Annotated in this window: 33 protein-coding genes; 31 read left to right on the top strand and 2 right to left on the bottom strand. The window is 35.1% G+C overall.

From position 1 onward, the window contains the following. The 29 genes from CW752_RS03795 to rplQ all read left to right on the top strand — a co-directional run. The coding region (locus CW752_RS03795; protein WP_101238447.1) for a DeoR/GlpR family DNA-binding transcription regulator at positions 1-693 on the top strand (693 nt) is incomplete at its 5' end. A gap of 355 nt (positions 694-1,048) precedes the next feature. After that, on the top strand, positions 1,049-1,675 hold the full coding sequence (rplC, locus tag CW752_RS03790) for a 50S ribosomal protein L3 (protein WP_002983195.1): 627 nt from the start codon (positions 1,049-1,051) through the stop codon (positions 1,673-1,675). Beyond that, positions 1,666-2,295 (top strand): 50S ribosomal protein L4, encoded by a 630-nt coding sequence (gene rplD / locus CW752_RS03785; protein WP_002983197.1) that lies wholly within the window; start codon positions 1,666-1,668, stop codon positions 2,293-2,295. The genes rplC and rplD overlap by 10 nt, the downstream gene beginning before the upstream one ends. Before the next feature lie 3 nt (positions 2,296-2,298). Continuing rightward, complete coding sequence (gene rplW, locus CW752_RS03780) at positions 2,299-2,589, top strand: 50S ribosomal protein L23 (protein WP_045491154.1); 291 nt, start codon at positions 2,299-2,301, stop codon at positions 2,587-2,589. Between the two features lie 22 nt (positions 2,590-2,611). Then, complete coding sequence (rplB, locus tag CW752_RS03775; protein ID WP_101238445.1) at positions 2,612-3,433, top strand: 50S ribosomal protein L2; 822 nt, start codon at positions 2,612-2,614, stop codon at positions 3,431-3,433. A gap of 2 nt (positions 3,434-3,435) precedes the next feature. Further along, on the top strand, positions 3,436-3,714 hold the full coding sequence (rpsS, locus tag CW752_RS03770; RefSeq protein WP_002983209.1) for a 30S ribosomal protein S19: 279 nt from the start codon (positions 3,436-3,438) through the stop codon (positions 3,712-3,714). Between the two features lie 2 nt (positions 3,715-3,716). Continuing rightward, a complete protein-coding gene (gene rplV, locus CW752_RS03765; RefSeq protein WP_007839512.1) occupies positions 3,717-4,115 on the top strand; it encodes a 50S ribosomal protein L22 in 399 nt (132 codons plus the stop codon). A gap of 7 nt (positions 4,116-4,122) precedes the next feature. After that, entirely contained in the window at positions 4,123-4,872 is a 750-nt protein-coding gene (rpsC, locus tag CW752_RS03760; protein WP_027371718.1) for a 30S ribosomal protein S3, read from the top strand. A 98-nt stretch (positions 4,873-4,970) separates the two neighbouring features. Next, positions 4,971-5,396: a 50S ribosomal protein L16 gene (rplP, locus tag CW752_RS03755; protein WP_002983219.1), complete on the top strand. Its 426-nt coding sequence runs from the start codon at positions 4,971-4,973 to the stop codon at positions 5,394-5,396. A gap of 12 nt (positions 5,397-5,408) precedes the next feature. Next, a complete protein-coding gene (gene rpmC, locus CW752_RS03750) occupies positions 5,409-5,594 on the top strand; it encodes a 50S ribosomal protein L29 (RefSeq protein ID WP_101238444.1) in 186 nt (61 codons plus the stop codon). Positions 5,595-5,606: 12 nt separating this feature from the next. After that, positions 5,607-5,861: a 30S ribosomal protein S17 gene (gene rpsQ, locus CW752_RS03745; RefSeq protein WP_034678021.1), complete on the top strand. Its 255-nt coding sequence runs from the start codon at positions 5,607-5,609 to the stop codon at positions 5,859-5,861. A gap of 2 nt (positions 5,862-5,863) precedes the next feature. After that, positions 5,864-6,232 (top strand): 50S ribosomal protein L14, encoded by a 369-nt coding sequence (rplN, locus tag CW752_RS03740; RefSeq protein WP_002983226.1) that lies wholly within the window; start codon positions 5,864-5,866, stop codon positions 6,230-6,232. Positions 6,233-6,253: 21 nt separating this feature from the next. Continuing rightward, positions 6,254-6,580 carry a 50S ribosomal protein L24 gene (gene rplX, locus CW752_RS03735; protein WP_047096816.1) on the top strand — a complete coding sequence of 109 codons (327 nt, stop codon included), beginning with the start codon at positions 6,254-6,256 and terminating at the stop codon, positions 6,578-6,580. A gap of 13 nt (positions 6,581-6,593) precedes the next feature. After that, entirely contained in the window at positions 6,594-7,145 is a 552-nt protein-coding gene (gene rplE / locus CW752_RS03730) for a 50S ribosomal protein L5 (RefSeq protein WP_101238443.1), read from the top strand. Between the two features lie 3 nt (positions 7,146-7,148). After that, on the top strand, positions 7,149-7,418 hold the full coding sequence (rpsN, locus tag CW752_RS03725) for a 30S ribosomal protein S14 (protein WP_002983233.1): 270 nt from the start codon (positions 7,149-7,151) through the stop codon (positions 7,416-7,418). 145 nt (positions 7,419-7,563) lie between these two features. After that, positions 7,564-7,962: a 30S ribosomal protein S8 gene (gene rpsH / locus CW752_RS03720; protein ID WP_101238442.1), complete on the top strand. Its 399-nt coding sequence runs from the start codon at positions 7,564-7,566 to the stop codon at positions 7,960-7,962. 17 nt (positions 7,963-7,979) lie between these two features. Beyond that, positions 7,980-8,525 (top strand): 50S ribosomal protein L6, encoded by a 546-nt coding sequence (gene rplF / locus CW752_RS03715; RefSeq protein WP_065400325.1) that lies wholly within the window; start codon positions 7,980-7,982, stop codon positions 8,523-8,525. A gap of 15 nt (positions 8,526-8,540) precedes the next feature. Then, positions 8,541-8,894, top strand: coding sequence for a 50S ribosomal protein L18 (gene rplR, locus CW752_RS03710; protein WP_002983242.1), 354 nt, complete (start codon positions 8,541-8,543; stop codon positions 8,892-8,894). Positions 8,895-8,913: 19 nt separating this feature from the next. Then, the gene (gene rpsE, locus CW752_RS03705; RefSeq protein WP_101238441.1) at positions 8,914-9,435 is read left to right on the top strand and encodes a 30S ribosomal protein S5; all 522 of its coding nucleotides are present in this window, start codon (positions 8,914-8,916) and stop codon (positions 9,433-9,435) included. A gap of 11 nt (positions 9,436-9,446) precedes the next feature. Continuing rightward, entirely contained in the window at positions 9,447-9,623 is a 177-nt protein-coding gene (gene rpmD / locus CW752_RS03700) for a 50S ribosomal protein L30 (RefSeq protein ID WP_029297759.1), read from the top strand. 97 nt (positions 9,624-9,720) lie between these two features. Then, positions 9,721-10,170: a 50S ribosomal protein L15 gene (rplO, locus tag CW752_RS03695; RefSeq protein ID WP_101238440.1), complete on the top strand. Its 450-nt coding sequence runs from the start codon at positions 9,721-9,723 to the stop codon at positions 10,168-10,170. Positions 10,171-10,179: 9 nt separating this feature from the next. Continuing rightward, positions 10,180-11,559: a preprotein translocase subunit SecY gene (gene secY, locus CW752_RS03690; protein WP_027371708.1), complete on the top strand. Its 1,380-nt coding sequence runs from the start codon at positions 10,180-10,182 to the stop codon at positions 11,557-11,559. Positions 11,560-11,562: 3 nt separating this feature from the next. After that, positions 11,563-11,778, top strand: a complete 216-nt coding sequence (infA, locus tag CW752_RS03685; RefSeq protein ID WP_034684855.1) for a translation initiation factor IF-1 — start codon at positions 11,563-11,565, stop codon at positions 11,776-11,778. 62 nt (positions 11,779-11,840) lie between these two features. Next, positions 11,841-11,957, top strand: a complete 117-nt coding sequence (gene rpmJ / locus CW752_RS03680; RefSeq protein ID WP_007839480.1) for a 50S ribosomal protein L36 — start codon at positions 11,841-11,843, stop codon at positions 11,955-11,957. Between the two features lie 9 nt (positions 11,958-11,966). Next, on the top strand, positions 11,967-12,344 hold the full coding sequence (gene rpsM / locus CW752_RS03675; protein WP_002983260.1) for a 30S ribosomal protein S13: 378 nt from the start codon (positions 11,967-11,969) through the stop codon (positions 12,342-12,344). 12 nt (positions 12,345-12,356) lie between these two features. Further along, the gene (gene rpsK / locus CW752_RS03670; protein WP_034694697.1) at positions 12,357-12,746 is read left to right on the top strand and encodes a 30S ribosomal protein S11; all 390 of its coding nucleotides are present in this window, start codon (positions 12,357-12,359) and stop codon (positions 12,744-12,746) included. Between the two features lie 19 nt (positions 12,747-12,765). Next, entirely contained in the window at positions 12,766-13,374 is a 609-nt protein-coding gene (gene rpsD / locus CW752_RS03665) for a 30S ribosomal protein S4 (RefSeq protein WP_101238439.1), read from the top strand. A 33-nt stretch (positions 13,375-13,407) separates the two neighbouring features. After that, complete coding sequence (locus CW752_RS03660) at positions 13,408-14,403, top strand: DNA-directed RNA polymerase subunit alpha (protein WP_066695982.1); 996 nt, start codon at positions 13,408-13,410, stop codon at positions 14,401-14,403. A 6-nt stretch (positions 14,404-14,409) separates the two neighbouring features. Continuing rightward, a complete protein-coding gene (rplQ, locus tag CW752_RS03655; protein ID WP_027371704.1) occupies positions 14,410-14,931 on the top strand; it encodes a 50S ribosomal protein L17 in 522 nt (173 codons plus the stop codon). Between the two features lie 81 nt (positions 14,932-15,012). Here rplQ and CW752_RS03650 read toward each other — a convergent pair whose 3' ends face one another. Beyond that, the gene (locus tag CW752_RS03650; RefSeq protein WP_101238438.1) at positions 15,013-15,366 is read right to left on the bottom strand and encodes a helix-turn-helix domain-containing protein; all 354 of its coding nucleotides are present in this window, start codon (positions 15,364-15,366) and stop codon (positions 15,013-15,015) included. A gap of 283 nt (positions 15,367-15,649) precedes the next feature. On the opposite strand from CW752_RS03650, the gene CW752_RS03645 reads away from it, so the two are divergent. Then, positions 15,650-16,018, top strand: coding sequence for an aspartate 1-decarboxylase (locus CW752_RS03645; RefSeq protein WP_101238437.1), 369 nt, complete (start codon positions 15,650-15,652; stop codon positions 16,016-16,018). A 311-nt stretch (positions 16,019-16,329) separates the two neighbouring features. On the opposite strand, the gene CW752_RS03640 is transcribed toward CW752_RS03645, so the two are convergent. Continuing rightward, positions 16,330-16,764 (bottom strand): hypothetical protein, encoded by a 435-nt coding sequence (locus CW752_RS03640; RefSeq protein ID WP_101238436.1) that lies wholly within the window; start codon positions 16,762-16,764, stop codon positions 16,330-16,332. A 66-nt stretch (positions 16,765-16,830) separates the two neighbouring features. On the opposite strand from CW752_RS03640, the gene CW752_RS03635 reads away from it, so the two are divergent. Next, positions 16,831-18,687, top strand: coding sequence for a glycoside hydrolase family 35 protein (locus CW752_RS03635; RefSeq protein ID WP_101238446.1), 1,857 nt, complete (start codon positions 16,831-16,833; stop codon positions 18,685-18,687). Positions 18,688-18,718 lie beyond the last annotated feature (31 nt).

Here is an 18,718-nt window from a genome sequence, read left to right as displayed (position 1 = left end):
GATTTGTGTGAAAAGTTCAATGTATCTTCGGTTACGATCCGAAAGGATTTGAACTATCTTGAAAGTCTGGGGCTTCTTTTTCGTAATCATGGAGGAGCAAGTAAGCAGGTGAGATATGCTTATGAGAAAAACGTAGGTGAGAAAGAAAATATTAATGTGGAGGCCAAGCAAGCGATTGCAAAAGCAGCATTGTCTTTGATTCAGGAAAACGATTGCATTATTCTGGCATCGGGAACCACGATGCATTATCTTGCAAGAATGTTGGTGAATTTTGGCCCGCTTACTGTTTTGACATCTTCTTTAAGAGTAGCTATTGAATTGTGTAATAATCCTAATATCAATATTATTCAATTAGGAGGAGAGGTCAGAAAAAGTTCTACTTCTATAGTTGGATCTATTTCTGAAGGGATTTTGAAACAATTTTCTTGCAATAAGCTTTTTCTGGGGGTGGATGGAATTGATCCGGAATTCGGAATCAGTACTTCCAATGCGGCAGAGGCTCATTTGAATCAGGTAATGATTGAATGCGCAGATCAGACCGTTATTCTTGCGGATTCTTCCAAACTCAATAAGAAAGGATTTGGTAAAATTGCTTCCCTGGATAAAATAGATTATCTGATTACGGACAAAGGGATCCTTAATGAGGATATTGAAAAGCTTGAAGAAGTAGGGGTGAACGTTATTGTCAATTAATCCTTATTTTAAATAATTATAGAAAAGAGACTGCTTATATAATAAGTGGTTTTTTTTATCCAATTAAGATAAGTTTGAAAAAATATGAAAATCTTGTTCTTAAAAAAAATGTAGTAATGATTTTCTTTCAGATTTCAAAGAATCATGTCAGAGTTTTGACTGTTTTTTTTGGTTGTCGTTGCTAAATGATTAAAAATCAAAATATTTTAATCAAAACATTTGTCAGTTACAAAATTATTCGTAGATTTGCACACTCATTTTAGGGGCGTAGTATGCCTATATCAAAAGTAGAAATTACTTCAGACTTCCGAAAAATGGTGATAAATAAAGGATAAATTTTATTATAATATAAACAATGTCAGGTATTATTGGTAAAAAAATCGGTATGACATCTTTGTTTAACGAAGAAGGAAAAAACATTCCTTGTACAGTTATCCAAGCTGGTCCATGCTCGGTTTTACAGGTCAGAACCTTAGAAAAAGACGGTTATAAAGCTGTTCAATTAGGTTTCGATGACAAGAGTGAGAAGAACGTTGGTAAAGCGTTAGCTGGTCATTTTAAAAAGGCTGGTTCTGCTCCTAAAGCTAAATTAGTGGAATTCTACAGAGAGTTCGTTGATGAAGTAAAAGTAGGAGAAGAAGTAAAAGTTGATTTATTCGCTGAAGGTGAATATGTTGATGTAACAGGAACTTCAAAAGGTAAAGGCTTCCAGGGTGTTGTTAAAAGACACGGATTTGGAGGTGTAATGCAGGCAACTCATGGTCAGCACAACAGACTTAGAGCTCCAGGTTCTATCGGTGCTGGTTCAGACCCTTCAAGAGTATTCAAAGGGATGAGAATGGCTGGAAGAATGGGAGGTAAGCAGGTAACTGTTCAAAACCTTCAAGTGTTAAAAGTTGATCAAGAACAAAATCTTTTAGTAGTAAAAGGTGCTGTTCCGGGAGCTAAAAATTCTTATGTAATTATCAGAAAATGGAACTAGTAGTATTAAATACATCAGGAAAAGAGACCGGAAGAAAAGTAACTCTAGACGAAACAGTATTCGGAATTGAGCCAAATCAGCACGCGGTTTACTTAGAAGTTAAACAGTATCTTGCTGCTCAAAGACAAGGTACTCATAAAGCAAAAGAAAGAAGCGAAATTACTGCTTCTACTAAAAAGCTTAAGAAGCAAAAAGGATCAGGATCTGCTAGATATGGTGATATCAAATCTCCAGTATTCAGAGGTGGAGGTAGAGTATTCGGACCAAAACCAAGAGACTACAGATTCAAATTGAACAAAGCTCTTAAGAGATTAGCTAAAAAATCTGTTTTATCTCAAAAAATGAGAGACAACAGCATTAAAGTTTTAGAAGATATGAGCTTTGCTGCTCCTAAGACTAAAGATTTCATCAATGTATTGAATGCATTGGAACTTAACGGTAAAAAATCTTTATTCGTTCTTCCTGAAGCTAACAAGAATGTGTATTTATCTTCAAGAAACTTACCTAAAGCTAAAGTAATGAACTTCAACGAGATCAGTTCTTACGATTTAGTAAACGCTGGTGAGATTATTTTCTTCGAAGGTGCAGTTGAAAAATTCCAGGAAAATTTAAAGAAATAAGTCATGTCAGTTATTATTAAACCAGTTATTTCAGAAAAGGCTAACTACCTTACAGATTTAAGAGGTACTTATTCTTTCTTAGTAAACCCTAAGGCGAATAAGATCGAGATCAAAAAGGCTGTTGAAGCAGCTTACGGTGTAAAAGTAGCAGACGTTAACACAATGATTTATGCTCCGAAGGTTTCTTCAAAATACACTAAAAAAGGTCTTCAAGTAGGAAAGACAAACAAATTGAAAAAAGCGGTAATCAAACTTGCTGAAGGTGAGGTTATCGATATTTTTGCTGTAAATTAATTATTAATTATAAATAATAGTAATGTCTGTTAGAAAATTAAAACCTATCACCCCGGGACAGAGATTCAGAATTGTAAACAATTTTGAGGAAATTACTACCAACAAACCAGAGAAATCTCTAACAGTTGGTATTAAAAAGTCAGGTGGACGTAACCAAACAGGTAAAATGACCATGCGTTACACCGGAGGTGGACACAAAAAGAAATACAGAATTATTGACTTCAAAAGAAACAAAGCAAACGTTGAAGCAACTGTAAAATCTGTAGAGTACGATCCAAACAGAACTGCATTTATCGCTTTATTAGAGTACGCAGATGGAGAGAAGAGATATATCATCGCTCCAAACGGTATCAAAGTTGATCAGAAAGTAATTTCTGGTGATAGCGTAGAACCAAATGTAGGTAACGCAATGAAGTTGAAAAACATTCCTTTAGGTACTGTTATTTCTTGTGTTGAAATGAAACCTGGTCAAGGTGCTATTTTAGCAAGAAGTGCTGGTTCTTCAGCTCAATTAACTTCTAGAGATGGTAAATATGCAATCATCAAATTGCCTTCAGGAGAATCAAGAATGATCCTTACTGAATGTTATGCAATGATTGGATCAGTTTCCAACTCAGATCACCAATTAACTGTATCAGGTAAGGCTGGTAGAAGCAGATGGTTAGGTAGAAGACCAAGAACAAGAGCGGTTGTAATGAACCCGGTTGATCACCCAATGGGAGGTGGTGAAGGACGTTCTTCTGGAGGTCACCCAAGATCTAGAAACGGTAAACCGGCTAAAGGTTACAAAACTAGAAAGAAAAACAAAGTGTCTAACCGTTACATCGTATCTAAAAGAAAATAATTATGGCAAGATCACTTAAGAAAGGACCGTTCATTCATCATACTTTAGATAAGAAGGTTCAGGCAAATATAGAGTCTGGTAAGAAGACAGTTATCAAAACTTGGTCTAGAGCATCGATGATCTCTCCGGACTTCGTAGGACAAACTATTGCTGTACACAACGGGAAATCTTTTATCCCAGTTTACGTTACAGAAAACATGGTTGGTCACAAGTTAGGCGAATTTTCTCCAACAAGATCTTTCAGAGGTCATGGTGGTAACAAAAACAAAGGAAGCAGATAATCATGGGATCAAGAAAACAAGATAGTTCAATCGCAAGAAAAGAAGCTAACAAAGACGTTGTAAAAGCTTCATTAAATAATTGCCCGTCTTCTCCAAGAAAAATGAGATTAGTTGCTGATATCATTAGAGGAGAGCAGGTAGATAAAGCTCTTTATATCCTTAAATATTCTAAAAAAGAAGCATCTAACAAATTAGAGAAATTACTTCTTTCTGCTATGGCAAACTGGCAGACTAAAAACGAAGGTGCGGATATCGAAGAAGCTAACCTTATCGTTAAAGAAATCTTCGTGGATAGTGCAAGACAATTGAAGAGACTAAGACCAGCTCCACAAGGAAGAGGGTATAGAATCAGAAAAAGATCTAACCACGTTACATTAATCTTAGGTAATAAAGAAAATTAATCAAGGTATGGGACAGAAGACAAATCCAATTGGTAATAGATTAGGTATCATCAGAGGATGGGATTCTAACTGGTTTGGTGGAAACGATTATGGAGACAGAATCGCTGAAGACTACAAAATCAGAAGATACCTTGAGGCTAGATTATCTAAAGGTGGTATTTCAAAAATCTTTATTGAAAGAACACTTAAATTAGTAACAGTTACAATTACTACTGCTAGACCGGGACTTATCATCGGTAAAGGAGGTCAGGAAGTTGATAAATTGAAAGAAGAATTGAAGAAACTTACAGGTAAGGATATTCAAATCAACATTTTCGAAATCAAAAGACCTGAATTAGATGCTGTACTAGTTGCTGATAGTATTTCTAAGCAAATTGAAAACAGAATTTCTTACAGAAGAGCTGTTAAAATGGCAATGGCAAGTACTATGAGAATGGGTGCTGAAGGTATCAAAGTTCAGATCTCTGGTAGATTGAACGGAGCTGAAATGGCAAGATCAGAATCTTTCAAAGAAGGAAGAATTCCATTGTCAACTTTCAGAGCTGATATCGATTACCACTGGGCAGAAGCTCACACTACTTACGGTAGACTAGGTGTAAAAGTTTGGATCATGAAAGGTGAAGTTTACGGTAAAAGAGAACTTTCTCCACTAGTGGGACAACAGAAAAAAGGAGGTCAGTCAGACAGAGGAAACAGAGGAGGAGACAGAGACAACAGAAGACCTAGAAAAAACAACAACAATAACAATAATAATTAAAATTTTAGATTAGAAATTTTGAATTTTAAATTACCGTTACTTTTTTAAAATTAAAAAAAATCTAAAATCTAAAATCTAAAATCTAAAATTTAGAAATTATGTTACAACCAAAAAGAACCAAATTCCGTAGAGTTCACAAGATGAAGATGAAGGGGAATGCCCAAAGAGGTAGTCAACTTGCATACGGAACTTTTGGGATCAAAGCAACGGAAGGAGCTTGGATCACTGCAAGACAAATTGAAGCGGCTCGTATCGCTGCGACAAGATATATGAAGAGAGAAGGTCAACTATGGATCAAAATCTTCCCAGACAAGCCAATTACTAAAAAACCAGCGGAAGTACGTATGGGTAAAGGTAAAGGTGCTGTTGAATATTGGGTAGCTGTAGTAAAGCCAGGTAAAATTATGTTCGAAGTAGGAGGTGTTCCTTACGAAGTAGCGAAAGAAGCTCTTAGACTTGCGGCACAAAAATTACCAGTAGTTACTAAATTCATCGTTGCTAACGATTTTGTTAAACCTCTATAATCTTTGAATACAATGAAAAATGCTGATATTAAAAATTTAAGCGCGGGTGATATTCAAGCTCAATTAGCTGAAGCAAAAGCTCAATATTCTAAATTGAAATTGGCTCATGCAATCAGCCCAATTGAAAACCCGATTCAAATCAAAGATTTGAGAAGAACAATCGCAAGACTAAACACTGAGTTAACTAACAAACAATAATTTCATTTTACAATGGATAGAAATTTAAGAAAAGAAAGAATCGGAGTGGTTTCCAGCAATAAAATGGAAAAAACTATTGTTGTTAGTGAAACTACAAGAGTAAAGCACCCGATGTACGGTAAATTCGTTTTGAAAACGAAAAAATATACTGCACACGACGAGAACAATGAGTGCAACGAAGGGGATACAGTTTTAATTTCTGAAACTAGACCTTTGAGTAAGAGCAAGAGATGGAGATTAGTAAGAATCATTGAAAAAGCTAAGTAATAATGTTACAAACAGAATCAAGATTAAAAGTTGCTGATAATACAGGTGCAAAAGAAGTACTAGTTATCAGAGTTCTGGGAGGAACCAGAAGAAGATATGCTTCAGTTGGTGATAAAATCGTTGTTACGATCAAAGATTCTACACCATCAGGAAACGCTAAAAAAGGTCAGGTATCTAAAGCTGTAGTAGTAAGAACTAAAAAAGCAGTAAGAAGAAAAGATGGTTCATACATCAAATTCGACGACAATGCTTGTGTATTACTAAACGCAGCGGGAGAAATGAGAGGAACTCGTGTTTTCGGACCGGTTGCTCGTGAGTTGAGAGACAAAGAATATATGAAAATCATTTCATTAGCTCCTGAAGTACTTTAATTTTTAAAATTTTTTAAAGAAATGTCAAAGTTAAAAATAAAAAGAGGAGATAACGTAATCATTACTACTGGTAAGAAAGATATCAAAGGTAAGACTGGTGAAGTTATTGAAGTGATCAAGAAAGAAGGAAGAGACCCTAGAGTAATTGTTGCGGGACTTAACATCATCAAAAAACACGTTAAGCCTTCAGCTTCTAACCCTCAAGGAGGAATCGTTGAAAGAGAAGCTTCTATTCATATCTCAAACGTAGCTTTAGTTGGTAAAGACGGAAAAGCTATCAAAATCGGTTACAAAATCGAAGGAGATAAGAAAGTAAGAATCAACAAAAAAACGGGTGAAACTTTATAATTTGAATTAACACATGGAATTTATAGCAAGACCCAAAAAAGCATATAAAGAAACGATTGTTCCTGCAATGATGGAAGAATTCGGGTATAAGTCAATCATGCAAGTACCTAAATTAGAGAAAATCGTTGTATCACAAGGTTTAGGAGATGCTACTGCAGATAAGAAAATTATTGATTATGCTGTAGAAGAGTTAACAAACATCACAGGTCAGAAAGCAGTAGGTACGATCTCTAAGAAAGACGAAGCTGCATTCAAATTGAGAAAAGGAATGCCTGTAGGTGCTAAAGTAACATTGAGAGCTCAAAGAATGTATGAGTTTTTAGATAGACTTACTTCTTCTGCTTTGCCACGTATCAGAGATTTCTCTGGTATCAAAGCTGATGGTTTCGATGGTAGAGGTAACTACAACTTAGGTATTACTGAGCAGATTATCTTCCCTGAAATCGTAATCGACAAAGTGAAAAAAATCCAAGGGATGGACATCACTTTCGTTACTACTGCGAAGACAGATAAAGAAGCTAAAGCATTATTAACTCACTTCGGTTTACCATTTAAAAAGAACTAAGAAATGGCTAAAGAATCAATGAAAGCGCGTGAGCGCAAAAGAGAAGCACTAGTTGCTAAATACGCTGCTAAAAGACAAGCTCTTAAAGAAGCAGGTGATTACGAAGGACTTCAAAAATTGCCTAAAAATGCTTCTCCTGTAAGATTACACAACAGATGTAAACTAACAGGTAGACCAAGAGGATATATGAGAACGTTCGGTATTTCCAGAGTAACTTTCAGAGAAATGGCAAACAACGGTCTTATCCCTGGTGTAAGAAAAGCTAGTTGGTAATAATTACTAATTAAAATCGGGACAATTAAGTTGTTCAGATACTAAAGATAACAATATCAGACCGAAGATTTCTGAAGTCTGATATTTTACTCTTCAAGTCTTTGCAAAACTGATTGTTCTTTAACCAATAATTTATAAAAGAAAAATGGTAACAGATCCAATTTCAGATTTCCTAACAAGAGTAAGGAACGCACAAAGCGCAGGCCACAAAGTGGTGGAAATTCCTGCATCGAAAATCAAAAAGGAGATTACTAAGATCTTATTTGATCAAGGTTATATCTTAAACTACAAGTTTGAGGATAGCGCTGTTCAAGGTTTGATCAAAATCGCTTTAAAGTATGATAAGCAAACCAGCAAACCGGCTATCAAGTCTATTCAGAGAGCTTCTAGACCAGGTTTGAGACAGTACAAAGGTTCAGCTGAACTTCCAAGAGTACTAAACGGTTTGGGTATAGCTATCATCTCTACTTCAAAAGGAGTAATGACTGATAAGAAAGCTAGAGAAGAGAAAGTAGGCGGTGAAGTAATCTGCTATGTTTATTAATTTTTAATCAGAGGAAAATGTCAAGAATTGGTAAAGCAATTATAACAATTCCAGCTGGAGTTACAATCACTGAAAATAACGGTGTAGTAACTGTAAAAGGAGCTAAAGGAGAACTTTCTCAGGAGCTTACAGCAGGAATTACTTTAGAACAAAAAGATGGTGAGCTTAACGTAAACAGACCATCTGATTCTAAACAACACAAAGCGCTTCACGGTTTATACAGAGCGTTAATCAACAACATGATTGTTGGTGTTTCAGAAGGTTTCGAAAAGAAACTAGAACTAGTAGGGGTAGGATACAGAGCATCTCACGCAGGTCAAAAGCTTGAGTTAGCTTTAGGATTCTCTCACGGTATCGTATTAGAACTTCCAAGTGAAGTAAAAGTTGATACATTGACTGAAAAAGGTAAAAACCCAATTATTACTTTAACGTCTCATGACAAGCAACTTCTAGGAATGGTTACTGCAAAGATCCGTTCTTTCAGAAAGCCTGAGCCATACAAAGGAAAAGGTGTAAGATTCGTTGGTGAAAATGTTAGACGTAAAGCTGGTAAATCTGCTTAATAAATTATAAGTATTATGGCATTAAGTAAATTAGAAAAAAGAATAAGAATCAAAAGAAGAGTAAGAGGGAAAATCTCTGGTTCTTCTGAATTGCCAAGATTATCTGTATACAAAAGTAATAAGGAAATTTACGCTCAGTTAATCGACGATAAAAATGGTAAAACTTTAGTATCAGCTTCTTCTAGAGAGAAAGGTGTAGACGCTAAAGGTACTAAAACTGAAGTTTCTGCTGCTGTTGGTAAAGCTATTGCTGCTAAAGCTATCGCTGCAGGAATCGAAAGTATTGTATTTGACAGAAACGGTTTCGTATACCACGGTAGAGTAAAAGCTCTAGCTGATGGTGCGAGAGAAGGTGGACTTAAATTCTAATCATTAAATTTCGGAAAATATGTTAGGACTAGATAATATAGAAAGAGTAAAACCGGGAGGATTAGAATTAAAAGATCGTCTCGTAGCTGTTAACAGAGTAACAAAAGTAACTAAAGGAGGTAGAGCTTTCGGATTTTCTGCTATCGTTGTAGTAGGAAATGAAGATGGTGTTATCGGTTTCGGTTTAGGAAAATCTAAAGAGGTTGCTTCTGCAATTGCTAAAGCAGTTGAAGACGCTAAGAAAAACCTTGTGAAAGTTCCTGTAATGAACCACACTATTCCTCACCAAACTTCTGCTAGATATGGTGGTGCAGATATCTTCTTAAGACCTGCTTCTCACGGTACAGGACTTATCGCCGGTGGTGCGGTAAGAGCGGTATTGGAATCTGCTGGTATTCACGATATCCTTTCAAAATCTAAAGGATCTTCTAACCCTCACAACGTGGTGAAAGCTACTTTCAAAGCGTTATTAGACATCAGAAGACCTGAAGAGATCGCTAGAATGAGAGGAGTTTCTCTAAGTAAAGTGTTTAACGGTTAATAATTAAAACAATGGCAACAATTAAAGTAAAGCAAGTAAGAAGCGCTATTGGTAGAACAAAAACCCAAAAGAGAACGCTTGAAGCATTAGGATTAAAGAAACTTCACCAAGTTGTAGAACATGAAGCTACTCCTTCTATCTTAGGAATGATAGCTGCAGTTAGTCATTTACTTGAAGTTCAGAAATAATTAAAAAATTCAAAGATTAAAAGATTAAAATATTCTTTCTATATTAGTCGGAATTTTTTTAACCTTTAAATTATTAATCTTTAAATCAATAAAAAAAATGAATTTAAATAACATAAAACCAGCTGCAGGTTCTACTTTCAATTCAAAGAGAATTGGTAGAGGACAGGGTACTGGAAAAGGAGGTACTTCAACAAAAGGTCACAAAGGTCAGAAATCTAGAGCTGGTTATTCTCAGAAAATCGGTTTCGAAGGTGGACAGATGCCTCTTCAAAGAAGATTACCTAAATTCGGTTTCAAAAACGTAAACAGAAAAGAGTTTAGAGGAGTGAACCTTGATACTATCCAAACTTTAATCGAGAACAAATCCATCACTGGAGAGATCACGAAAGAAGTTTTAGTAGCAAACGGTATCGTTTCTAAAAACGAATTAGTGAAAATTATGGGTAGAGGAGAATTGAAATCTGCGGTTTCAATCTCTGCTGACAAATTCACTAAATCTGCTGAAGAGCTTATTGCTAAGGCAGGTGGAAAAGCAATTACCTTATAATACTTACTAATGAAAGAATTTATACAAACACTTAAAAATATTTGGAGTCTTAAAGAACTTAGAGATAAAATTCTCTTTACTTTAGGTATTATCCTTGTGTATAGATTCGCATCTTATATCTCACTTCCCGCAATTAACCTTGCAGAGGTGGGAGATCTCTTAGAGCATTATAAAAATCAAGGCGGTAACAAGCAAGGAGCAGGTCTCCTTGGCTTGCTTTCGTCGTTTACGGGGGGAGCTTTCAGCCACGCTTCCGTAATGGCGTTAGGAATCATGCCTTATATTTCTGCTTCTATTATTGTTCAGTTGATGGGGATGGCTATTCCTTATCTTCAGAAGCTTCAGAAAGATGGAGAGTCAGGTAGAAATACATTGAACCAAATTACAAGATGGTTAACGATCGGGGTTTGTCTGGTACAGGCACCTTCTTACTTAACTTCTATTACTCAATTATTCTTACCATATGCTCAATTCCAGTCTGCATATTTTGTAGAACCAAATTCAATCATGTTCTGGTTACCAAGTATTGTGATACTTGTAGGTGGTTCAGTGTTTGCAATGTGGTTAGGTGAAAAGATTACCGATAAGGGAATCGGAAATGGTATCTCTATCCTTATTATGGTGGGGATCCTTTCAAGATTACCTGAGGCATTCGTTCAGGAGATGGCCGTGCAGAACGGAAAAGGAGGAATGGGATCTATCATGATCCTTATTGAAGTATTATTCTGGATGTTGGTAGTTCTTTTAGCAGTAATCTTATCAGTAGCTGTTAGAAAAATTCCAATTCAGTATGTAAGCAGAGCTCAAGCAAGAGGAGGTGTAAACAGAAATCTTATGCAGGGTGCAAGACAATGGATCCCATTGAAAGTAAATGCTGCTGGTGTAATGCCGATTATCTTTGCTCAGGCATTGATGTTCGTACCAGGATTATTAACGAAATTCGATGAGTCTAACACTTTTCTTGCTGGTTTCAAGAATGTTTTTAGCTGGCAGTACAATGTATTGTTTGCGCTATTAATTATTATCTTCTCGTTCTTCTATACTGCAATTACAATTCCGGTAAACCAAATGGCTGATGATTTGAAGAGAAATGGTGGTTTAGTACCGAAAGTAAGACCCGGGAAAGAGACAGCTGATTATTTAGATGATATTTTATCAAAAATTACCTTGCCAGGTGCAATTTTTTTATCTATCTTTGCAGTCCTTCCAGCAATTGTGCATGGAAGCTTTGTTCAGACAGATGCATTTGCCCTATTTTTCGGGGGAACATCATTGTTGATTATGGTGGGTGTAATTTTAGATACAGTTCAACAGATTAATACATATCTGCTGAACCATCACTATGATGGTTTAATGCAATCTAAACTGTCTAGAACGACTGGATATTAATTTATGGCAAAACAAAAACATATTGAACAAGACGGCGTTATAACGGAAGCACTTTCGAACGCTCAGTTCCGTGTAGAACTAGAAAATGGGCATATTCTTATCGCTCATATTTCTGGTAAAATGCGAATGCACTATATTAAACTTTTACCTGGTGATAAGGTAAAACTAGAAATGTCTCCCTACGATTTAACAAAAGGGAGAATCACATTTAGATATTAAAACAATTAGCCAAATGGAATACACTTTCCATTTGGCATTTGTAAAAAATAAATACTATCAAAATGAAAGTAAGAGCATCAATTAAAAAAAGAAGCGCTGATTGCAAGATTGTACGCAGAAAAGGTGTACTATTTGTAATCAACAAGAAGAACCCAAAATTTAAACAAAGACAAGGTTAACATTAAATTATGGCGAGAATTGCAGGTATTGATTTACCAAAAAACAAAAGAGGTGTTATCGGTTTAACTTACATCTATGGAGTAGGAAGAAGTACTTCTTCTGAAATCCTTAAAGCTGCCGGTATCAGCGAAGACAAGAAAGTCAACGAATGGAATGACGATGAATTGGCTGCAATCAGAACATATATCTCTGAAAACGTTAAAGTAGAAGGAGAATTGAGATCTGAAGTGCAATTGAACATCAAGAGATTGATGGACATAGGATGCCAACGAGGAATACGTCACAGACTTGGATTACCTTTAAGAGGCCAGAGAACGAAAAACAACTCTAGAACACGTAAAGGGAAGAGAAAAACTGTTGCTAACAAGAAAAAAGCTAGTAAATAATCGTTAGGAATTATGGCAAAACAAACTAAAGTAGTTAAAAAAAGAAAAGTAAAAGTTGAAGCTATTGGTGAAGCGCATATTCAAGCTTCTTTCAATAACATCATCATTTCTTTAACAAATAAAAACGGAGAGGTTATCTCTTGGGCTTCTGCCGGTAAAATGGGATTCAGAGGTTCTAAAAAGAATACTCCATTTGCTGCTCAGATGGCAGCTGAAAATTGCTCTGCTGTAGCTCACGAAGCTGGTTTAAGAAGAGTAAAGGTGTTTGTGAAAGGACCTGGTGCAGGTAGAGAATCTGCAATCAGATCTATCCACAATTCAGGAATTGAAGTTAGCGAAATCGTTGATGTGACACCTATGCCACACAACGGATGTAGACCACCAAAAAGAAGAAGAGTTTAATTTTTAGAATTTACCCATTATGGCAAGATATATTGGACCTAAAACTAAGATTGCTAGAAAGTTTGGTGCTGCAATCTACGGAGATGATAAAAACTTCGAAAAAAGAAAGAACCAACCGCCAGGACAACACGGTCCTAACAAAAGAAGAGGTGCTAAAAAATCTGAATACGCAGTTCAGTTAGCTGAAAAGCAAAAAGCTAAATATACTTACGGTATTTTAGAAAGACAGTTTGCTAACTTATTCGAAAAAGCACACAGAAGTAAAGGTGTAACAGGGGAAGTTCTATTACAACTTTGTGAATCAAGATTGGATAACGTAGTGTACAGATTAGGTTTTGCTAAAACAAGATCTGCTGCAAGACAATTAGTTTCTCACAGACACATTACTGTGAACGGAGAAATTCTTAACATTCCATCTTACTTGGTAAAAGCTGGTGATGTAATCGCTGTAAGAGAAAAGTCTAAGTCTCTTGAAGTTGTTACCAATGCATTGGCTTCTAAGTCAAACTATGAGTGGTTACAATTCAACGATGAGAAGAAAGAAGGTACTTTCGTTTCTGCTCCTGAAAGAATCCAAATTCCGGAGGACATTAAGGAACAACTTATCGTCGAACTTTACTCTAAATAATTTTTTAATCAAATTTTTGCTCAACCCAATAATATGGCAATTTTACAATTCATAAAACCCGATAAAGTAATTTTACTTAACTCTGATGAATTTAAAGGTCAATTTGAATTCAGACCTTTAGAACCAGGTTTCGGGCTTACAATCGGTAATGCTTTGAGAAGAGTGTTGCTTTCTTCTCTGGAAGGATACGCTATTTCATCTATCAAAATAGAAGGTGTAGAGCACGAATTTTCAACTATTCCAGGAGTAATCGAAGACGTTACCGAAATTATTCTTAACCTAAAGCAGGTAAGATTAAAAGCTTCAGCAGAAGGACAGGCTAATGAGCAGGTGGTTGCTAAAGTTTCAGGTCAAACGATTATTACTGCTGGTGATTTAGGAAAATCGATCAACGGATTCGAGGTATTAAACCCGGATTTAGTGATTTGTAACCTAAATACTGATGTAACTTTCGAAATTACCTTCAATATTGAAAAAGGTAGAGGTTATGTTCCTTCAGAACAGAATAAGTCAAACAATGCACCGGTAGGTACTATTGCTATTGACTCTATTTTCACGCCAATTAAGAAAGTTCAATATAGCATTGAAAATTATCGTGTAGAGCAAAAAACAGACTACGAAAAACTTGTATTAGATATAGAAACTGACGGGTCTATCAGCCCTCAGAATGCTTTAACAGAAGCTTCTAAGATATTAATTTATCACTTCATGCTATTCTCTGATGAGAGAATCACACTTGAAACTGAAGCCGTAAAAGCATCTATCCAGTACGATGAAGAAACTCTTCACACAAGACAACTTCTTAAGTCTAAATTAGCAGATATGGATCTTTCTGTAAGAGCCCTTAACTGTCTAAAAGCAGCTGAAGTAGAAACTCTTGGAGAATTGGTTTCTTACAGTAAGTCTGATTTGATGAAATTCAGAAATTTTGGTAAAAAATCTTTGACAGAACTAGAAGAATTAGTGCATTCAAAAGGTCTTAACTTCGGTTTCGACGTTGCAAAATATAAGTTAGACGCTGATAAATAATTAATAATGAGACACGGTAAAAAATTCAATCACTTAGGAAGAACAGCTTCTCACAGAAGTGCTTTACTTTCTAATATGGCTTGTTCTCTAATTGAGCATAAAAGAATCAACACTACTGTTGCTAAAGCTAAGGCTTTAAGAGTATATGTTGAGCCTCTATTAACAAAAGCAAAAGAAGATACTACACACAACAGAAGAGTAGTATTCTCTTACCTTCAAAATAAATTTGCGGTTGCTGAATTATTCAGAACTGTAGCTCCTAAAATCGCTGAAAGAAACGGTGGTTATACAAGAATCATCAAGACAGGATTCAGACCAGGTGATGCTGCTGATACTGCTCTTATCGAATTAGTAGATTTCAACGAGCTTTACAACCCTAATGCTGAAGAGAAAAAAGCTACAAGAAGAAGCAGAAGATCAACTGCTGCACCTAAAAAAGCTGAAGCTGTAGTTGCTGAAGCTCCTGCAGTAGAAGAGAAAGTAGAAGAAGCTAAAGCTGACACTACTGAAGAAAAAACTGAAGAATAATATTCATTCAGATATAAATTGAAAACCATCCGAATTTCGGATGGTTTTTTTATGATTAGATAACTTCTTAGCTACTATTGCTTAATATCTATTCCGGGATTTCAGATGATGTATTTCTTCTTTTAATTTATCCATTTCCAACACAAGTTTTTCAATAGACTTCTGAAGTTCTGAAATATTTTGGCTGCTATTGTTGCCAAAGGTATGGTTATCCATTGTTTGATCCTTTAAAAAGCCTTCGTCATCCGATTCATAGATTTGTTCGAGAGGTATTGTCAGCACTTCAGCTAGCCTCTGCCATTCTTTACGGTTGATCTTAATTTGCCCATTTTCTCGTCTGCTATAATTAGATATGTCCATATATAATGCCGCAGCCATATATTCCTGGGTATACTTTCTCCTTTTCCGGGCTTCTAATAATTTGAATTTTATCATAGTTTTAGGTTATAAATTTTAATTCCTTGTGTTGTTATGTGCAAATAATTGTGTTTTATTACATTTATTTGCATATAATCGCAATAAAAATACAAATAGATTTTATAATTATGTTAAGTTTCCTTTTTATTTTTGAATTAATAATAGTCACATTGTTGTGAAAACAATTGAAATTGACTTAAAATTAAATTGACATTACTGAAAATTTTAAATCGTCAAAAATGATTAATGAAAGAATCTTGCGGATTTGGTTTTCAAATTAGTCTTATAAAAAATAAACATCATGTTATTACAAATTCTAAAATCTAAAATTCAACAACTTGTTGTTACTGAGAGTAGCTTAGAATATCCCGGAAGTATTTCTCTTCCTAAGGCTTTAATAGAAGCGGCAGGGATTAAGCATTTTGAACTTGTTTACGTTAATAACAAAACCAACGGAAATCGTATTATCACCTATGCGGTACAAAATAAAAGCGAAGACGAAGTGACAGTAAACGGTGCCGCTTCAAAGCTTTTTAATAAGGGAGATATCATTCATGTTTTGAGCTTTGCTTATTTTGATCAAAATGAAGCAGATGAACATCAACCGACTATTGTTATTGCTGATCATAGTAACCGGGTTATAGAAACGAAGGTTTATGAGTTTTTCTGATCTATTATGTGAAATAAAATGATGGATTGACTATGCTGATTAGAATGGAGGTTAGGCCGCATGAAACTTTAATTACAATTTCCTTAAGTATATTTTCCTATATTATTGTAAAAGTAATATGTTAAGATTATTTTGATTTAACTCATCATGGTTTTGAACAACGGCTTTCTTGATAACCATGAAAGAATGCATTTCAAATACCAGAAAGTTTTACTTAAGGAGTATCTTTTTCTTATTAACAAAATCAGCGGAATAAATAATCAGCTATTGTTATTTACAAAAAACCACCCAAAACGGGTGGTCTCATATTTCTAGATTTTAGTTCTTTTCAATTCAATGATATTATCACCTTGTTCAAGATGTAGACTATCACCTTTTACTCTTGCAGTCATATCATCCTTCTTATAGACTGTTTCGTCTCCTTTAGTTTCCGCTTTGGGTAATGTAAAGGTCTTTTTATTGCTGGTAATGGCCACCGTACTTTCTTTAGGATCATTTTTGAAAACTACTTTTACCAATGTACCATCTGTTGCCTTATAAACGAAATCTGTTTTTTCATATCGTTTACCATTGACATCTACTATAGAAGAACTCTCAGTTGCAGAATCAATTTTTCCGTTATTATTTGTGACAACTGTTTCTGAGCTGTCTGTTTTTATAATACCTGTATTTCCGCTTTCAGTTTTTTTACAGCTGATCACAGATAATGTAAGTATCGTACCAAGTACTAAGAGACCTTTTTTCATGATTATTTTATTTGATATTCAATATAATTTTTATTCTTTAATTTTACAAAAATCATGCCTTACAATATGAAAAATCTCAGCAAATATTTGTACATAATACTTTTTATTTCCTCCTGTAATTTGATGTTTTCTCAGAAAGGAAACTTTCAAATCAAAAATGGTCATTTTTTATTAAATGCCCAACCTTTTACCATCTATTCCGGAGAAATGCATTATCCAAGAGTTCCATCGGAATATTGGAAACAGCGATTGCAAATGATGAAAGCTATGGGATTAAATACCGTTACTACCTATGTCTTTTGGAATTACCATGAAGAAGCTCCCGGAAAATGGAACTTCTCAGGAGAAAAGGATTTGAAAAAATTTATAAAAACAGCTCAGGAAGTAGGACTGTATGTGATTATTCGTCCAGGACCATATGTTTGTGCAGAATGGGAATTTGGCGGATATCCATGGTGGTTGCAAAAGAATAAAAACCTGGAAATAAGAAGAGATAATAAAGCCTTTTTGGAAGAATGTGAGAAATATATAAGTCAACTGGCAAAACAAATTGTACCATTACAAATTAATCATGGAGGGCCAATAATTATGGTTCAGGCAGAAAATGAATTTGGTTCGTATGTGGCACAAAGAAAAGATATTCCTCTGGAGGAACATAGAAAATATAGCCATAAAATAAAAGATATGCTTTTGAAAGCCGGGATTTCAGTTCCACTATTTACATCAGATGGCAGCTCACTTTTTAAGGGAGGGTCCATTGATGGTGCTTTACCCACAGCAAATGGCGAAAGTGATATCGATGTTTTAAAGAAAAGTATCAATGAGTATAACGGAGGAAAAGGCCCTTATATGGTAGCGGAATATTATCCGGGATGGCTGGATCATTGGGCCGAACCATTTGTAAAGGTTTCCACGGATGATGTCGTAAAACAAACAGAATTATATTTACGAAATGGAGTTTCTTTTAATTATTATATGATTCATGGCGGAACCAATTTTGGATTTACAAGTGGGGCCAATTATGATAAAAACCACGATATTCAGCCGGATCTTACAAGCTATGATTATGATGCTCCGATTAGTGAGTCCGGGCAGGCTACTTCAAAATATAAGGCGTTAAGAGATGTCTTTCAAAAAGTACACGCAGAAAAGCTTCCTGAGGTTCCAAAACCGATCAATATTATAACGATTCCGGAAATTAAATTCTCAAAAATAAACAGCCTATTTGATATTATCGATCAGCAAAACCCAATGATAAATAATCAACCATTGACGTTTGAAGATCTCAATATTGGACATGGCTATGTTTTGTACAGAAGAAAATTTGATAAAGACCAAAAAGGAGTGCTTGAAATAAAAGGATTAAGAGATTATGGTAATATATATGTTAATGGAATTTGGAAAGGAGAATTGAACAGGGTCAACAAAAAATATAATCTTGACCTTGATATTAAAACAGGAGATCGATTGGATATTTTGGTGGAAAATATGGGGCGGATCAATTACGGATCAGAGATTGTTCACAATTTGAAAGGGATTATTAGCCCTGTAACAATAAATGGATCTGAAATTTCGGGAAACTGGGAGATGTATCCTTTACCTTTCGACCAATTTCCAACACATATTTATACACGAAAAGATATTCCCTATCATTCCCCTGTAATTCAAGAAGCAGAATTCAATCTCAGTGAAACCGGAGATACATTTTTAGATATGAAAGAGTTTGGAAAAGGGATTGTTTTCATCAATGGTAAAAACATAGGCCGATATTGGAGTAAAGTAGGGCCACAACTTACTTTATATGTTCCGGGTGTCTGGTTGAAAAAAGGAAAAAACAAGATCCAGATCCTGGAGCAACTTTATGAAAATAAAAATTCAATCCATAGTATTGATCATCCTGTTTTAGATGAGCTTATTAAATAATGAGGTCCTTTTATTTATGGAGATTATAACG

Source organism: Chryseobacterium sp. PMSZPI, assembly GCF_002835665.1.
In the GTDB taxonomy this organism is placed as follows: domain Bacteria; phylum Bacteroidota; class Bacteroidia; order Flavobacteriales; family Weeksellaceae; genus Chryseobacterium.
The sequence above is the reverse complement of the archived record's forward strand: the minus strand, read 5'-3'. Positions and strand labels throughout refer to the sequence as shown.